The following is a 16,375-nucleotide window of genomic DNA, read 5'->3' on the forward strand; positions in this document are numbered from 1 at the left end:
GACACTCTGCCCGTGCGGCGGACGGGCAGAGCCACCGGGCCGACTCGCGTCGCTAGGCCGTCGCCTGGAACGGGACCGCGATGGGCCAGCGGACGTAGTTGCCGTGCGCCCATTGGACGTTGTCGAGGTCGACGGTGTAGTCGGGGCAGCGGGTGAGCAGTTCTTCCAGGGCGACGCGGGCGACCATGCGGGCGGCGGCCGCACCGAGGCAGTGGTGGTGGCCGTGGCTGAAGGTCATGATGCGCTTGGGGTTGCGGCGGACGTCGAGTTCGGCGGCGGTGGGGCCGAATTCGCGTTCGTCGCGGTTGGCCGACCCGTAGCAGAGCAGCACGCGGCGGCCGGCGGGGATGGTGACGCCGTGCAGTTCGACATCGCGGGTGGCGGTGCGGGCCAGGCCCTGGACCGGCGAGGTCATGCGCAGGAATTCCTCGACGGCGTCGGAGATGAGCGCCGGGTTCTCCACCAGCAGGCGGCGCTGCTCGGGGAAGGTGGTCAGCAATTGCACCGCACCGCCGAGGTTTCCGGTGGTGGTGTCGTTGCCGCCGGTGATCATGGTGAAGGCGAAGCCGAGCATGGCGAGCAAGCCCTCGTTGTCGCCTTCCGCGCCCAGCCCGGAGGCCAGCAGGTGCGAGATGGTGTCGTCGCCGGGTTCCTTGCGCCGCCGGTCGATGAGTTCGCTGAAGTAGCCGACCATCTCGCCGACCGCGGTGAAGGCGTTCTGATCGCCCGCCGCCAATCCGGCGCCCGCCACCGCGCCGCCGACGATGTTCTCGGTCCAGGCGTCGAACTTGCCCCGATCCTGTTCCGGCACACCGAGATAGTGCGCCACCACCATGGTCGGCAGCGGCTTGAACAGCTCCTTGACGATGTCGCCGGATCCGGCGGCCCGCAGCCGCTCGAGGCGTTCGATCACGAAGGCCCGGACCTCGGGTTCCACCGAATTCACCTGTCGCGGTGTGAATCCCGGGGAGACCCGGCGGCGGAAGTCGGTGTGGTCGGGCGGATCCATGAAGACGAACGGCTTGGCGGCCCCGAACCCGGCGGCCACCAGGTCGATGTAGTCGACGGTGAGCCCGGAGGCCGAGGAGAAGGTCTCGGGGTCCCGCGCGGCGGCGTACACGTCCGCGTGCCGGGTCAGGACATAGAAGTCGTCGGATTCGCGATCCGCCGGGACGGCCCGATGGACCGGATCATGGTCGCGCAGTTGGGAATACATGGGGTAGGGGTCGCGCCAGGTCTCCCCGGACCGCAGCTCGAATCGCACCGCATGAGACGCCGTTGAACTCATGAACCGACGGTAAGACAAAATGCGCGATCTGTCTAGAACCCGTTGCAGAATAGCCGACCTGTACCAGGTGACCGGATCGAACTACAGCACCCGGAAACGCACCGGGCGGGCCAGCGCACGATCCCCGTCATCGAGGTGATGCAGCAGGTAGGAGCCGGTGGGCAGCGGTCCGGAACGGGTGGGATCGGCGATCGCGCCGACCTGCCTGATGCCCGCGACCGGGACGGCCGCAGCCGACATGCCGGGATCCGCGACGACCGGCAGTACGACTTCATCGCGCAGCACCCCATCCCCCAGCGCGAGGGTCCGCAACGCCGGACCGGTGGGCACCCCGGCCGCGAAACCACCCGGATCCGGGTAGACCGCGAGCCGATGTGCCGCCACCGCCTGCGCGAGGCCGAAAGTGACGACCAGGTCCCTGCCGGGCTCGTACAGCGACCGGTCCAGCAGCAGCCGGTCGAAGGGCGCGGCATCGTCGGCCGTATTCCCGCTCTCGCCGTTGTCGATGAATCCTCGTGCCCGGCAGAGGAATCCGGCATCGATGTCGGCGCTCACGGACAGGTCGTACCAGCCCGCTCCCTCGGCGTCACTCGCACAGGTCAGCTCCCGGCGTTCGGTGCCACCCGCGGCGGCATCGATGATCCACGGTCCGTCGTGACGGTAGGCATTGGCGGCCACCTGCACCGAAACCCGCTGCTTGCCAGCATTTTCCAGCACCAAGGCCAGCTTTCGCGGTCCGGCGGCCGAGGCGGTCACCTTGACCCGCAGGTCGCCGCACGGCCCACGCAGATCACCGGCGAAGCGGCGCTGGAATCCGTCCGGACCGTAGATCGAGTAGTCGTAACAACCATTCGTGGAGGGGAATTCGCGGGAGACGACACCGCCGCCGGGCACATCGAATCGGGCCGGGGTGTAGTCGAGGGCGAAGGCGTTCGGATACACGAGGCAGTGCGCGGTGCCGGAACCCGCATTCTCGAGGGTGAGCGCCACCCCGCCCTTCTCCCCCGGTGCACACCGCGTCTGCAGCCGATACGGCAGCGGCACCCGCGCTCGACTGCCACCCTGCTGTTTGGGCATGCGCTGGACGAACGGAAGCGGCTGCGCGGCACCGGAACTGGACTGCTCCGCGCGGGGCGCGGTACCGGGCACGATCAGGGTGCGGCGCGCGCCGAAGTCGAACAGTGAGGACAGATCGCCGCACAGCTGCCGCCGCCACGGGCTGATGTTCGGTTCGGCCACACCGGTGACCCGCTCGAGGAATCGCAGGACCGAGGTGTGGTCGAATAATTCGGAGCACACCGCCTGTTTGCTCCACGGCGACACGATGATCGCGGGCGTCCGCGCACCCAGACCGACGTGATGGCTACCGAAATACTCGCCCGGCGTGCCCGGCGGTGGCGTCGGCGCCGGGACATGGTCGAAATATCCGTCGTTCTCGTCGTAATTGAGGATGAAGACGGTCTTGTTCCACACCTCGGGGTGTTCGGCCAGCGCCTCCAGCACGCCGTGTACCAGCGCCTGCCCGTTGCGCGGGCCCATCACCGGGTGCTCGCAGTCCACGTAGGGCGCGACGATCCAGGACACCGTGGGCAGCCGCCCGGTCGCCACATCGGTGCGGAAGGATTCGACCAGGGTGCCCGTGCGCGACCGCAGCAACCCCTTCTCCACCAGCGCCCGCTGTCCCGCCGACAGCTCGTCCATGCCCCGCTTCAGGTCGGCGGCGTAGGCCAGTTCGAGACTCGGATCCCGTTGCAGGTCACTGTAATAGCGGAAGAAGTTCTCGAAGGCGACACCGCGCCCGCCATTGGTGTGCTTGAGCGCGGCGCGCGCCGCCTCCCGGAACGGCAGGAAGAAGTCCAGCGCGTTGTCGGTGTAGTTGTCCCATTCCTGGTAGACCCGCCAGCCGATGCCGCGTTCCTGCAGCCGTTCGGCGTAGGTGGTCCACGGCAGGCCGAAGATGACATCGTTGACGTAGCGCCCGGCGTCGGGTGAGAGCAGCGCGTCGTAGAGGAACAGATTGCCGGTGCGCGGCGCGACCAGTCCGGTCAGTGCCTCGGTGACGGATTGCGGTAGCGCACTGGTCATTCCGTGCACCAGGCCGAGCACGGAGTCCACGATCCCGCTCACCGGCAGGCTGCGCATCCAGCGCAGCTTCATATCGTCGGCGAACAGCGAGACCTGCAGCGATTCCGCGTAATTGTCCAGGGCCAGTGGGTTTTTCACGGTACCGGTGAACAGGTACATGCGATTGGGGTCGGTAGGCCCGTTCACCGAGCAGTGGTAGGCGTCGCAGACGGTGAACGCCTCGGCGAGCTGATAGTAGAAGCCGAGGGTGTCGCGGTCGTAGCCGACCATGGTGCCCTCACCCTTGGCGGGGATCCAGCCGTCGTGCTTGCCGAAGGCGAAAGCGTCATGGCCGGTGCGGGTTCCGTGATCGGTGCCGTCGATGTTCTGCAGCGTGGTGAGATACGGCAGCACGGTGCGCCCGCCGTCGGGCTGGTGGAAGACCGAGCGTCCGGTGGACAGCTGCAGCGCGTTGAGGTCGGCGTAGCCGCGCACGCCCGGCATGCCGCCGAAGTAGTGGTCGAAGGACCGGTTCTCCTGCATGAGGATGACCACGTGCTCGATGGCATCCCAGCCGCCGGGCGGGGCCGGCTCGGCCCATGCCTGGGCCAGGCTCGGCGGGAGCATCGACATGGCTCCGGCCGCACCACCCACTTGCGCGGCGTGCTTCAGAAAGCGCCTCCGATCCATGATCTCCCCTGTGAGCATAGGAACGGCTACTCACGAGGATCGCCGACCGAGCTTGGGGGTTCGTGGCGGTGAGGGGGATCACCAATGAAGGGTCAGTTAATCATTGGCTCCGCAGGTCGCACTGCGGTCACGTGGGGTTCACTCCTGTTCAGCCGGTGTTGTCGTCGTCGGTACGTACGAGAACGAATACCAGCTCGGTGTCGCCGATTCGCAACAGCGCGCCGTCGGAGAGCAGACCGCTGTCGAGCACGCGCGCGCCGTTGATGAAGACGCCGTTGGAGGATTGCAGATCCTTCAGCACCCAGGTGTGCCCGTTGTCGATGATGAGCGCGTGATGGCGGCTGACCCGGCCGTCGGCCAGCGCGACCTCATTGTCGGAGAGACGTCCGATGCGGGTGGTGGAGCCGACGATCGGATAGACGTGGCCGAAACGATCGCGCAGCAGGGCCTGCGGTTCATGCCAGCTGCGGTCGACGATGGTCGTCGCCCGGGTGGCCGAGGCCGCGCCGACCGCGCGCACGCTGAGCGGATCCTGGCGCAGGATGCGTGATTCCAGCTCCCGGATGCGGTGACCCGGATCGATGCCGAGCTCCTCGGCGAGAATGCCGCGCAGGCGGCGGGCCGCCTCCAGCGCGTCGGATTGCCGTCCGGTCAGATAGAGCGCGGTGATCAGCTGTTCCCAGAGCGATTCGCGCAGTGGATGATCGCGCACCAGCAGGTTCAGTTCGGGCACGACCTTCTCGGCGCGCCCCTGGGCGATGTCGGCCTCGGCGCGGGCCTCGATCACGCCGATGCGCTCGTCGTCCAGCGCCACCGCGTAGGCGTCGGCGAACCCCAGCCCGCGCAGATCCGACAGCACCGGTCCGCGCCATTGGGCGAGGGCGTCGGAGAGGGCGTCGGTGGCGGCGGCGAAGCGTCCGGCGGCGAGGGCGCGCAGGCCGCTTTCGCGGCGGGTCCGGAAGCGGAAGACATCGCAGGCGGCGTCCTCGACGACGATGCGGTAGCCGGTGCCCATGTGCTGCAGCACGGTGCGCGCGTCGATGCCGCCGTCGCGCAGGGGTTTGCGCAGGTTGGAGATGATGGCGTGCAGGCTGACCCGGACATCGGGCGGCGGATTGTCCTCCCAGACGGCACTGGCCAGGGCATCGACCGATACCGGACGGTTGGCATTGATCGCCAGATAGGCGAGTACCGCGCGCTGCTTGGGTCCACCCAGTTGCTGCTCGACCCCGCCGATGGTCAGCTGCACCGGCCCGAGCATCCCCACCTGAGCCCGCGGCTCACCCATCGCCGACCTCCCGCCCGGCCCCAGTTCTCGCCCGCCACTGTAACTTTCCACGGCCGCCCCGCCCATCCCATCCGCCGAATTCCTCCACCGAACTGGTCGGTCCCGACGGCCATTTCGTTCCATCGCCCAGCCGTGCGGACGAACATGCACTGGTGCAGGCGTTTCCCGAGTAGGGCCTGCACCAGTGCATGGTGACACGATTGCCGGGTCAGTTGAAGGTGTAGACCTCTACGTTGCCGATCTTGGTGGGCTGGTAGTTGGCTTTGACCCAGGCGGCGATTTGGGTGGAGTTGGAGTCATCGTCCTGGTTCCATTGGCGGCCGCCGTCCTGCTTCCGCTCGCGGATCAGGTAGTAGCCGATCTGATGGTCGGCGACGTACTGCTGGAACCGGTCCAGCGTCGGGGACGGATCGCGACCGCTGAAGCCGCCCACCGCGAGCAGGGCCTTGCCGGTGGCCAATTCGAGGACGTCGACGTCCTGTGCGCCGCGCGCGGCGGCGGCCCAGCGGGCGTCACTGCCATTGATCAGGTCGATGATCCGCGGGTCCGAGACACCGAGCTGGCCGGGGCCGCCCTGCCCCGGGCCGTCGTCGCTCTCGCGCGCCGGACCCGCCATCGGGCTGCCACCGAGCTGGGGCTGAGTGATGGTCTCGAGGGTGTAGACGGTCGGGGCGAGCAGCCCGGCCAGCAGTGCGAAAACGCCGACGGCGAGGGCGAATCGAGGCACCTGCGGAGTGACCAGCAGGAACGCCGCGGCGAGCACCGCCAACGCCAGTACGGCCCAGCGCAGCCACGGCAGCCAGTCGGGAGTCTGACCGAGCAGGGCGAAGGCCCAGACGCCGGTCAGCAGCGACATGACCGCGAGCGTGCCGCGTGCCACGAGATGCTCACGACGCGACCACAATTGGGTCGCGCCGATACCGATCAGCGCGGCCATCGCCGGAGCCAGCTCCATCGAGTAATAGGAGTGGAAGCTGCGGCTCATGTAGCTGAGCATGGCCGCGGTGATCAGCAGCCAGCCGCCCCACAGCAGCAGACCGGCGCGCACGCGGTCGGTGCGCGCGAGCTTGCGGGTCAGCCACAGTCCGGCGATCAAGGCGATCAGGGCCGCGGGCAGCAGCCACGAGAACTCGGTGGCGAGCTCGCCGTGGAACAGGCGGGTGAGACCGGGTTGCGAACCGAATCCGCCGAAACCGTGCATCTGGTTGGGGTCCGGGGCCGAGGTCGGCGTGGCCGCTCCGGTCGGAGTCGGCACCGCCGTCGGGGTGGGCACCGCCGTCGTGGTGGTCGCGGCCGCCGGGCCATGGCCACCGTTCTTGTTGCCCAGGACGCGGCCCAGGCCGTTGTAGCCGACGGCCAGATCCCACAGGCTGTTGTCGGTGGAACCGCCGATGTAGGGCCGGGATCCGGCGGGCCACAGTTCGACCAGCGCCACGTACCAGCCGGCCGATACCACCACCGCTCCGCCCGCGGCCGCCAATTGCCCGATGCGCGTGCGCCATCCGCCCGCCCCGGCCACCAGCACCACCAGTGCGAGTCCGGGCAGCACCAGGAATGCCTGCATCATCTTGGCGAGAAAGCCGAAGCCCATGAGCACGCCCGCGCCGACCAGCCAGCCGGTGGTGGCCGAGAGGAAACGGTCACCTTCCGCATCGATGGCGCGGACCGTGCAGTACGCGGCACCCACCAGCAGCAGCACCATGAGCGCGTCGGGGTTGTTGAAGCGGAACATCAAGGCCGCCACCGGGGTTACCGCGAGGCCGACGCCCGCGATCAGGCCGGCGGCCGGTCCGGCCCAGCGCCGCACCGCGGCGATGAGCAGTGTCACCGCCGCGACGCCCATCAGGGCCTGCGGGGCGAACATGGACCACGAGTTGAAGCCGAAGATCCGGCCGGAAAGGCTCATTACCCACATGGCGGCGGGCGGCTTGTCGACGGTGACGGCATTCTGCGAATCCAGCGAGGCGAACAGCAGCGCCTTCCAGCTCTGAGTGCCGGACTGCACGGCCGCGGCGTAATAACCGTTGCCCCAGCCAGCGCCGCCCAATCCCCACAGATTGATGACCGCCGTGGCGATCAGCAGTGCCAGGGTGGCCGGTCGTTCCCAGACCGGCCGACCGGGTGGGACGAGCAGCGTCGACCATCTGGACGTGCGTTCGTCTTTCGACGACGTTTCGTTGTCACCGAGGGGCCCTGCATCGCTCCCACCGGTCGACGCCGCATCATCCGCGACGCTGATGGTCGACATGCCACCCGCCTTCCCTTGTTTACCCAGCCAATTCCCACTGACGGCGGGGAGCATATGTGCCGGGTTTGCCGGGGAGCTGCCAGGCGGCTGGGAGTTACCTGTGAGCCTGGACGAGGCCCGCCTGAAATGCGAAAACACCCTGAAGCGCACCGGATTCAAGTGCCCTTCAGGGTGTCGCGCGGACTGCGGTTCACCACCCGCTCAGTGGTTGTTCAGTGCTGGTTGAATCCGCTTCGCCTAGCGGCGCGGATCCGCGGTGAGGTTCAGGTTCAGGAATCCGTTGGTGCATCGCCCGCCGGGGCCCGCGGAGTCGGTGTTGCCTTCCGCCGGTGGGGCAGCGGGGTCGAATCCCGGGATGTCCTCCCGCGGGGTGATTTCCAGGCCGACACGGTAGTCGCTGGTGAAGCACACGCCCGTGACGATCCAGGCGTTGAGTTGGTCGCCCGAATCGGCAACGTGTCTGGCGGCCGAGTCCGGGCCGACCATTGCCTTGACTGGCAGCGTGGTTGGCTGCCAGGCGCCGGAATCGAGCGTGGTCACGGCCGCACCGTAGGTTTTCCAGAAGAGGTCGGCCTGAGTGATGAGACGGTCACCGGGCGCGGCGGGCGCGGTGCGGGTCACGGGCGTCGGGAATGCAGGAGTGGCGAAGATCGTGCTCGGTGCCGCAGCGGAAGTGGGTGCGGGTTCGGCGACATCGTTGCCGGATGTGCACGCGGCCGTGGCGGCGAATGCTGCGGTGGACAGGATTACGCCGGCGATGCGGACCGTGATCATGCTGAGTGTTCTCCGAATCATCAGTTGCAGAACTCCTGCGGGACAGAGTCGGTGACGGCTTTCATTCTGCCGGTGGAGTGGGTCATGTCCCCTTCGCCCATCGGCTGCCAGGAATAGCGTTGGGCGATGCGCCAGTGCAGCAGCGCGTACTCGGGCACGATCGAGAGCTGCGTGCAGGGCGGGATGTCCATGTTGAACGTCTGCTTGATGCTGGTGCTGTATTGGTTGCTGGTGCTTTTGGTGTCGGCCGTTTGCGAGGTTCCGGCCCATTGGTAGCTGCCGGTGATCTTGGCGGAGGCTTCGGCGTTGGCCAGCAGCGGAATACCGGCTTCGCCCTTGACGCCGACTTCGGTGCTGGTGCCGAGTGTTTGGGTGGTGCCGTCGGTCTTGGTGATCGAGCCCGAGACGGTGTCGGTGGCCGTGCCGGTCACTTCCTGGGAGTAATGCCCGGCTAGTGGACCGGCGGTGGCGCCGCCGGCGATCGCACTGCGGTCGCCGTAGCTGGGGTTGCGCATCTCGACCTGGAAGCACACCTGCCCGTAGTCGGGGTTGTCGACCAGGGCGTAGCCGGGCGGGCAATCTTGGATATCCGCGCAGGGCGGGCCGTGCCAGTCGACGCCGCAGCCGCTGACGGGCTGCGCCGACACCGGCGGGCTCACCGTCGTAGCCGGCAGCGGCACCGGGCTCGAGGTCGGCGCATTCGCCGTGGCCGGCACGGGGGTCTGGATCCGGGTCGATGTTTGGGGACCGGCGACGATGTCGGTCCCGTTTCCCTGTGGCAGCGAGGTGGGCGCGTTACCTGCCCGACCCCCGACACCTACACCCGGCAGCTGGGTCGGGGCGAGGCCGGGCGCGGTCGACGGGAGCGCGGTCGTAGTGGTCGTCGACTGGTCGCCGGGGTCGTGACACACGTACGGGACCGGCGGCGCAGGAGGCGGCCCGGGATTGCCGGGATTGGCTGCCCGCCACGTGGACTCCCAGGTCGAGTTGTAGGTCGCGGTCTCGCGCGCGCACCGCTCGGCGGCTGTTTCACCGGCGGCGTTGCCCGCGTTGAGGGTCATGACGACGGCGGCTGCCGAGGCGGCAACGAGCGTAAGAGCCTGGGGAAGAAGGCTTCTGGTTCGTCGTGCGGGTTTGTTGTGCGGATCGGTGCCCATGCTGATCCTGCCGCTCAGATGGTGGTCGGGTCGGAGTAGACCGTCACCGTGGTGTCGGCGATGTGGCTGGAAAGGGAGAACTGGGTGTAGACGCGCACGCTCACCGGGCCCAGGCAGTTGTCGACGTGGACCTGGATGCCGGTCAGGTCCGACGCCCCGACGGCGCCCTCGAGGATGCGTTCACCGAGCGGGATCGTAGTGATGGCACCGGGTTTGATCGTGGTCTGGATCTGCGGGGACACCGTCGCACTGCCGCCGACATCGAGCGACGGCCGCTCGGAAACGGTCACCGACGCATTGGGGCCGACCGATCCCGACGACCCGGTCTGCAGGCCGGACGAGACGTCGGTGTTGCACCCCAGCTGCAGACCGGTGCGCAAGACGCCCGCCTTCACCCCGGTACTGCCCTGGCCGCTGATAGCGCCGACCGCGGTGGCATCGATGAAAGCCTCACGCGACCAGGGTGATCGGGCCAGATTCGGGACCGTGTTCACCAGCACATTCACCAGCGACGCTTCCGCGATCCACCCGTCCACAGTCGGTTTCGTGACCACATGGTCGGCACTACGAACCAGCTCCGCCGACGCCACCCCGCACCCCATCGAAACAATAGACAGCAAACTTGCAGAGAACATCAACACCCTCATTGACAACGCGAATCCACCCCACAGTTCAAGAACTTTCGAGCTTCCGACCCCCCAACCAGAACAGACCGCCAACCTTGTTAGCAATCTTTCAGCAAACTAGTGTGGTGGAGCTCACGGTAACCGACGCGCACCACCCGACACCGAGGCAGGCTTCGAAAACCGTTGATGTCCTGCATATTCCAGCTCCGGCTGTTCACCGCCTACTCGGCCGCGTCCAGGTGTTGATGTTCCTGGTGGAACGGCTCGCTCTCGAGCGCTGGATTCACGACCCGGTCCAGTCCCAGCGACACCAGGGTCAGGAGCAGACCGGCCGCCGCGATGCTGCCGCCCACCCAGTTGACCGAGGTGACGCCCGGCCCGCTGTCGATGGCCGTGCCGCCGAGCCAGATGCCCAGGGCCGAGCCGAGGGTGAAGGCCGAGATGTTCGCGGCCGAGGCGATATCCGGTGCGTCACCGGCCTGCTGCATGACCCGCAGTTGCAGCGGGGCCACCACCGAGAAGGCCGCCACGCCGTAGGCGAACAGGCCCAGTGCCGCGGTGATCGGATGGTGGATGAGCAGGGTCATCACGAACAGGCTGACCGCCAGTCCGCCGATCGAAACTGGCAGGGCCAGGCGCAGATTCCGGTCCGCCAATTTCCCGCCGAGCTGATTGCCCGCGAACAGGCCGAGGCCGAAGAGCAGGAACATCGGTGTCACCCACTGCTTTCCGAGCCCGGTGGCCTCGGTCAACTGCGGTGCGAGATACACGTAGCTGGTGAAAACCCCGCCGTAACCCAGCAGCGTGGTCAGCAGTCCGATCCACACCGCGGGCCGCCGCAACGCCCGCAGCTGATCCCGCAGCGGCGCACTCCCGCCGCCCGCCATGTGCATGCGAGCATGCGCATCCAGCTCAGCCCCATCCGCCGCCTCCGCCACGTGCTCATGTGGACCGTGGGCGTGACCGTCGCCGTGGGCGTGGGCGTCGCCGTGGGCGTGGGCGTGGGCGTCGCCGTGGGCGTGGGCGTGGGCGTGGGCAGGGTGGGGGCTGTGGTTGTGGTCGTGGGATTGGACGGCTCGTGCTCGTTCGCGGCCGATTGTCTTGGGGATCAGCAGGATCAGGCCGATGGCCGCGATCACGCCGAACAGGACGAGAGTGCCGAAGGTGGCTCGCCAGCCGAGGGCCTTGCCGACCGCCGCGCCGATGGGTGCGCCGAGAATCGTTGCGGCCGTGGAGCCCGCGAAGACGGTGGCGATGGCGCGGCCCTGCTTGGCCTTCGAGACCAGTTCGGCGGCGAAGAGTGCCGCGATGCCGAAGAAGGCACCGTGTGCCAGGGCTGCGATGACGCGGCCGGTGAGGATCACGCCGTAGGTGGGGCCGAGCAAGGAGACGAGATTGCCGACGAGGAAGACGCCGGTGGTGGCCAACAGCATGAACCGGCGGCTGACACGGCTGCCGATGGCGGTGAACAGCGGCGCGCCGATGGCAACGCCGAGAGCGTAGGCGCTCTCGAATCTGCCTACCGCGCCGAGGGATACGTGCAGGGAGTTCGCTATCTCCTGCACCACTCCGGCGACGACGAATTCGTCGGCGCCCATGGCGAAGGCGGCGATGACCAGGGCCCAGACGGCCAGGGGCATGGTGCGCATGGTGGAACACTTCCTTTGGATGTCGAAGGTGGATCACGGCTGCGGTGACATCGACAGGCGCACATGGCGACTCCTTTCAGTTGGTGCGGATTCAATTCGACCGGTGTGGGATTCAGCTGGCCGCTGGCCCGAGCTCAGCTCGCGCCAGGCGAGCCCAGTTCGCGCCGGGCCGAGCCCAGTTCGCCGAGCCCAGTTCGCGGTGGGCCGAGCTCAGTTCGCGCCGGGCCGAGCCCAGTTCGCCGAGCCCAGTTCGCGGTGGGCCGAGCTCAGTTCGCGGTGGGGAGGGTGAAGGCGGCGGTGCGGACCTTGTCGCCGTGCTTGAAGTCCAGGAACAGGCGGTAGGTGCCACGGCCGGGGACGGCGGTGTGGAAGGTGACGTCCGGGCCGGGGGCGGTGACGCCGTCGCCGGGCTCGCCGTTCGGGTGGACGTGGACGTAGGCCAGGTCGCCGGCGCGCACGATCACCAGGTGACCGTAGGCGGCCAGGTAGGGCTGCAGATCGGTGACTGGCGCGCCGTCCTTGCGCACGGTGAGGGTGAGCAGTTCGCCCGCTCCCCCGACCAGGTTGCCTTCCAGGGTGACCTCGTAGCCGTCGACGGTGAAAGTGCGCTCCGGCTGCGGCGCGGTGCCCGGCCGGTAGTCGCCCGCGATCGCGAAATCCGCTCCGAGCGTGATGGTCTTGCCGAGGGCGCGCGGCGCGATATCGGTGAAGGCGCGGTAGGCGCCCGCCTCGGGGAGGTTCAACCGCACGGTCCAGGTGCCGTCTGCCTGCCGCACCGGGTGGACGTGCCAGAAGCCGGTCAGCTCGCGCTGCACGACGATCAGGTGCAGTTCCTTGTCATGGATGGCGTCGAACTCGGTGACGGCCGCGCCGTCCGGGCCGAGGATGCGGAAGCGGAACTCGGTTTCGCCTGCGACGACGATCTTTTCGGCGAGGTCGAGTGTGTAGCCGTCCTGGGTGACCTGCAGCCCGCCCGGCACGCTCGCGTCATGGCCGCCATGTCCGCCATGTCCGCCATGTCCGCCATGTCCGCCATGTCCGGCGTGGGCGTCGTGGGCGTCGTGTCCGCCGTGCGCGGCGTGTCCGCCGTGCGCGGCGTGGGCGTCATGCCCGGCATGCGCATCGAGTCCGCCGTGCGCAGCATGCGCCGCGTGGGCGTCATGGCCGACGTGAGCGTCATCTCCGGTGTGAGCGCCATGTCCGGCGTGCGCGTCGTGGCCAGCATGAGCGTCATGGCCTTCGTGCGCAGCGTGATTCGCGTGACCCACGTGCGCGGCGTGATCGGCGTGCGCGACCTGGGCGGCGTGATCGGCGTGCGCCGCCTGCTCGGCATGGTCGGCATGGGCAGCGTGATCGCCGTGAGCTGCGTGGTTGTGGTGTCCGGCGTGGGCTTCGGTGGTCATTTTCTCGTCCCTCTCAACTGCTTTCGTGCCTTACGAATGATCAAGTTAATACCCCCTAGGGGTATCCGCAAGATGACTCGGAGTGAGCTGGGTCACTCAGACTCTGCCGGGTTCGGATCACGCTGACGGCAACCGTGGCCCACCGCGCGCAGTTCGACGATCGTCAAACTTATGGCGAGTGACAGCGAATACCGAACGGGCCTGTTCGCGTTGGGAATCGAACTCGACGGCCAGGATCTGCACCCCGACGCGTGGCGATCCCGCGTCCACGCGGCCGAGAACGCGGGCTTCACCTTCGCGACCATCGACGACTCCCTGCAGCCGCCGGGTCCGGGATCGGCCCGACTGGACGCCTCGGTCCGCGCCGGTTTCGTCGCAGCTACTACCAGCACTCTCGGCCTGGTCCCAGTGATCGCGCCGACTTACGCCGAGCCCTTCCACATTTCGTCCCAGCTGGCGACCCTGGACTACGCCTCGCGCGGACGCGCAGGCTGGCTCGCCACCAACGACCCCGCCGCCGCCTCGACCTGGGGAGCCACCCCGCGCACCACCGAGCCCGAGCTCCGCCGCGAGCGCGTCGATGCCATCGAAGCCGCACGGCGACTGTGGGATTCATGGGAGGACGACGCGGTCATCCGCGACTACGCCGCCGGGAAGTTCCTCGACCGCGACAAGCTGCACCACATCGATTTCATCGGCGAGACCTTCTCGGTGAAGGGCCCCGCCATCGTGCCGCGCCCGCCGCAAGGCCAGGTGGTCGTCTTCGGTTACGGCACAGCCGAATCCGAGGGCATCGACGTGGCACTGGTCAGCGGCCCCACCGTGGCGGCCGTCATCACCGCGGCCAGCGCGGCGCGTGCGGCCGGAATCCCCCGTGTGCTGGTGGATATCGACGTCACCCTCGACACGGCGACGACCGCACGGCAGCGCCACGGACACCGAACCGCTGGGACCACCGGACTCGAACCCGCCGCGCTTCTGCCGGATGCGGCCACCGGACTCGAACCCGCCCCGCTCCTCCCGGATGCGGCCACCGATCTCGAATACGGCAACGGCCCAACCTCGCCGGTCACGGCAGCCGAACCCGAATCGACTGGTCGCCTGGCGTTTTCGGGTACGCCGTCGGATCTGGTCGCCCTGCTCACCGAGCTCGCGCCGGTCGCCGACGGCGTGCGGCTGCACCCCGCCCAGCTGGACGAAGATCTCCCGATCCTGGCTCGCTACGTCCTGCCGGCGCTGCTGCGCACCGGGCTCGCGCATCGCCCGGTTCCCGGTTCGACGCTGCGCGAGAACCTGGGCCTGGCCCGTCCCGTCAACCGCTACGCGAAGGAGTTCGCTCGATGACCGAGGTCCCGTTCCCCGACGCCCAGGTGCATTTCGGCGTTTTCTTCCAGGGCGTGAATCACCATACGATCTGGTCGGATCCGAGCAGCGGGTCGCAGATCGACTTCGAGACCTTCCGGCGCGTGGCCACCACCGCCGAGCGCGGGCTCTTCGACGCTTTCTTCCTGGGTGAGGGCCTGCGGCTGCGCGAACAGGACGGGCAGCTGCTCGACACCGATATCGCCGGAAGACCGGACGCCATCACACAATTGGCGGCACTGGCCGGGATCACCCGGCGGATCGGCCTGGTGGCCACTCAGAACACCACCTACAACGAACCGGCCGATCTGGCGCGTCGACTGGCCAGCCTGGATGTGCTGTCCGGCGGCCGCGCGGGCTGGAATGTGGTGACCACCGACAATGCCTGGACCGGTGAGAATTTCCGACGTGGCGGGTACCTGGATCATGCGCACCGCTACGAGCGGGCCGCCGAATTCCTGAGCCTGGCCCGCGAGATCTGGGATTCCTGGTCCGAGCACGAGGTCACGCCGTCTCGGGATGACGATGCCTCGCTGAATCCCGGTGCGGTGCGGACGGTCGAGCGCGACAGCACGCACTTCCGAGTGCGTCTCACCCCAACCGTTCCGCGCAGCGCACAGGGTCATCCGGTGATCTTCCAGGCCGGGGTCTCCCCCGCCGGACGGGATTTCGCGGCCGCGCAGGCGGAGGTCATCTTCTCCCCCTTCGGAACTCACTTCGATCCGGCTCTGGAGTTCGCGAACGATATTCGCGCCCGCCTGGTCGCCGCCGGTCGTCCCGCCGACGATATCCGGATTCTGCCGGGCACCCAGATCGTGCTGGCCGAGCACGCGTCCGAGGTGGAGGAGAAGAAGCGCTGGGTGCTGGAGCAGCAGATCACCGGCGCGACCGCGCTGTCGTTGGCGGGTCAGGTGTGGGGGCGGGATCTGTCGCATCTGGATCCGGATGGTCCACTGCCGGTGGAGGATCCGGAGTCGTCGGCGATCTCGGCCACGCGCGGTGCGCAGCGGGACGGTCAGGATCGCGGGGCGATCGTGGCGCAGTGGCGGGGACTCGCCGAGGCGAAGGGTCTGACGCTGCGGCAGGTGGCCGTGGAGACCACCGCCCGTTTCGGTTTCGCGGGTACGCCGGGTCAGGTGGCCGACGAGCTGACCCGCTGGGTGCGGCACGGCGCGAGCCACGGCTTCAATATCACCCCCTACCGCGTGCCGACCGGTCTGGACGAGATCGTGGATCTGCTGATTCCCGAACTCCAGGAACGAGGTTCGTACCGGACCGCTTACACCGGCACCACACTGCGTGAACACCTCGGGCTCCGCCCGCCGCTCACCCGCCGCTGATCGCGGCCCCGGCGGTTCGCCGCCCGCACCCCTCGTCGCGGGTGGCGAATCCGCCGCTATGCCTCGAAGCGTTCGGGCAGGTTGCCGGCGGCGTAGCGGGCGTAGGTGTTCTCCGGCGTCACCGTGATGATGTCGGTGACGGCCACCAATTCAGCGGGGACGCAGCCGCCGTCGAAGTGCTCGATGCTGGGCACGATGACGGCATCCAGGGTGAGCCGGGAGACGAGCACGCGCAGTCGATGGACCGGTCGGTCGGTCCAAGGGCCGAAGACCACCGTCTTGCGCAGGTCGTAGCCGAGCCGGTGCGCCATGATGCGAATCCGCGCCTCATCCCATTGCTGACGTTCGCCGGAAATGTCACTTCGCAACCATCCGATGGCGCTGGGTTCCGATGTCATGGCTATCCCTCAGGGGTTTTCGCTGCCGGTGACTGTGCCGACTTCAACGTTGGTCCGCGTGTCCCGATTGATCGATGGCGTGCGATGG

13 protein-coding genes are annotated in these 16,375 nt (G+C 68.2%); 3 read left to right on the forward strand and 10 right to left on the reverse strand.

Features of this window, described 5'->3' with window-relative positions; translation table 11 throughout:
• Positions 1-52: 52 nt before the first annotated feature.
• The 9 genes from ACFXHA_RS44370 to ACFXHA_RS44410 all read right to left on the reverse strand — a co-directional run bounded on the left by ACFXHA_RS44370 (position 53) and on the right by ACFXHA_RS44410 (position 12,764).
• Positions 53-1,288 carry a cytochrome P450 gene (locus ACFXHA_RS44370; RefSeq protein WP_379367302.1) on the reverse strand — a complete coding sequence of 412 codons (1,236 nt, stop codon included), beginning with the start codon at positions 1,286-1,288 and terminating at the stop codon, positions 53-55.
• Between the two features lie 81 nt (positions 1,289-1,369).
• Positions 1,370-4,042 carry an alkaline phosphatase family protein gene (locus ACFXHA_RS44375; RefSeq protein ID WP_379367304.1) on the reverse strand — a complete coding sequence of 891 codons (2,673 nt, stop codon included), beginning with the start codon at positions 4,040-4,042 and terminating at the stop codon, positions 1,370-1,372.
• A 148-nt stretch (positions 4,043-4,190) separates the two neighbouring features.
• Entirely contained in the window at positions 4,191-5,330 is a 1,140-nt protein-coding gene (locus tag ACFXHA_RS44380; RefSeq protein ID WP_379367306.1) for a BTAD domain-containing putative transcriptional regulator, read from the reverse strand.
• 208 nt (positions 5,331-5,538) lie between these two features.
• Positions 5,539-7,578 (reverse strand): ArnT family glycosyltransferase, encoded by a 2,040-nt coding sequence (locus tag ACFXHA_RS44385; RefSeq protein WP_379367308.1) that lies wholly within the window; start codon positions 7,576-7,578, stop codon positions 5,539-5,541.
• A gap of 237 nt (positions 7,579-7,815) precedes the next feature.
• Positions 7,816-8,373: a hypothetical protein gene (locus ACFXHA_RS44390; protein ID WP_379367310.1), complete on the reverse strand. Its 558-nt coding sequence runs from the start codon at positions 8,371-8,373 to the stop codon at positions 7,816-7,818.
• On the reverse strand, positions 8,373-9,509 hold the full coding sequence (locus ACFXHA_RS44395) for a hypothetical protein (protein ID WP_379367312.1): 1,137 nt from the start codon (positions 9,507-9,509) through the stop codon (positions 8,373-8,375). Before ACFXHA_RS44395 ends, ACFXHA_RS44390 begins: the two co-directional genes overlap by 1 nt.
• A 14-nt stretch (positions 9,510-9,523) precedes the next feature.
• Positions 9,524-10,099, reverse strand: coding sequence for an MspA family porin (locus ACFXHA_RS44400; protein WP_379367314.1), 576 nt, complete (start codon positions 10,097-10,099; stop codon positions 9,524-9,526).
• Between the two features lie 257 nt (positions 10,100-10,356).
• On the reverse strand, positions 10,357-11,784 hold the full coding sequence (locus tag ACFXHA_RS44405) for an MFS transporter (protein ID WP_379367315.1): 1,428 nt from the start codon (positions 11,782-11,784) through the stop codon (positions 10,357-10,359).
• Between the two features lie 266 nt (positions 11,785-12,050).
• Positions 12,051-12,764 (reverse strand): hypothetical protein, encoded by a 714-nt coding sequence (locus ACFXHA_RS44410; RefSeq protein ID WP_379367317.1) that lies wholly within the window; start codon positions 12,762-12,764, stop codon positions 12,051-12,053.
• Between the two features lie 9 nt (positions 12,765-12,773).
• On the opposite strand from ACFXHA_RS44410, the gene ACFXHA_RS44415 reads away from it, so the two are divergent.
• Genes ACFXHA_RS44415 through ACFXHA_RS44425 form a run of 3 tightly spaced genes read left to right on the forward strand, consistent with a single transcriptional unit; the run spans position 12,774 to position 15,889 of the window.
• On the forward strand, positions 12,774-13,313 hold the full coding sequence (locus ACFXHA_RS44415; RefSeq protein ID WP_379367319.1) for a hypothetical protein: 540 nt from the start codon (positions 12,774-12,776) through the stop codon (positions 13,311-13,313).
• Between the two features lie 45 nt (positions 13,314-13,358).
• A complete protein-coding gene (locus tag ACFXHA_RS44420) occupies positions 13,359-14,531 on the forward strand; it encodes an LLM class flavin-dependent oxidoreductase (RefSeq protein WP_379367320.1) in 1,173 nt (390 codons plus the stop codon).
• Entirely contained in the window at positions 14,528-15,889 is a 1,362-nt protein-coding gene (locus tag ACFXHA_RS44425; protein WP_379367322.1) for an NtaA/DmoA family FMN-dependent monooxygenase, read from the forward strand. Before ACFXHA_RS44420 ends, ACFXHA_RS44425 begins: the two co-directional genes overlap by 4 nt.
• 56 nt (positions 15,890-15,945) lie before the next feature.
• On the opposite strand, the gene ACFXHA_RS44430 is transcribed toward ACFXHA_RS44425, so the two are convergent.
• Complete coding sequence (locus ACFXHA_RS44430; protein WP_379367324.1) at positions 15,946-16,287, reverse strand: hypothetical protein; 342 nt, start codon at positions 16,285-16,287, stop codon at positions 15,946-15,948.
• Between the last annotated feature and the right edge of the window lie 88 nt (positions 16,288-16,375).

The organism is Nocardia sp. NPDC059240 (assembly GCF_042753865.1).
In the GTDB taxonomy this organism is placed as follows: domain Bacteria; phylum Actinomycetota; class Actinomycetes; order Mycobacteriales; family Mycobacteriaceae; genus Nocardia.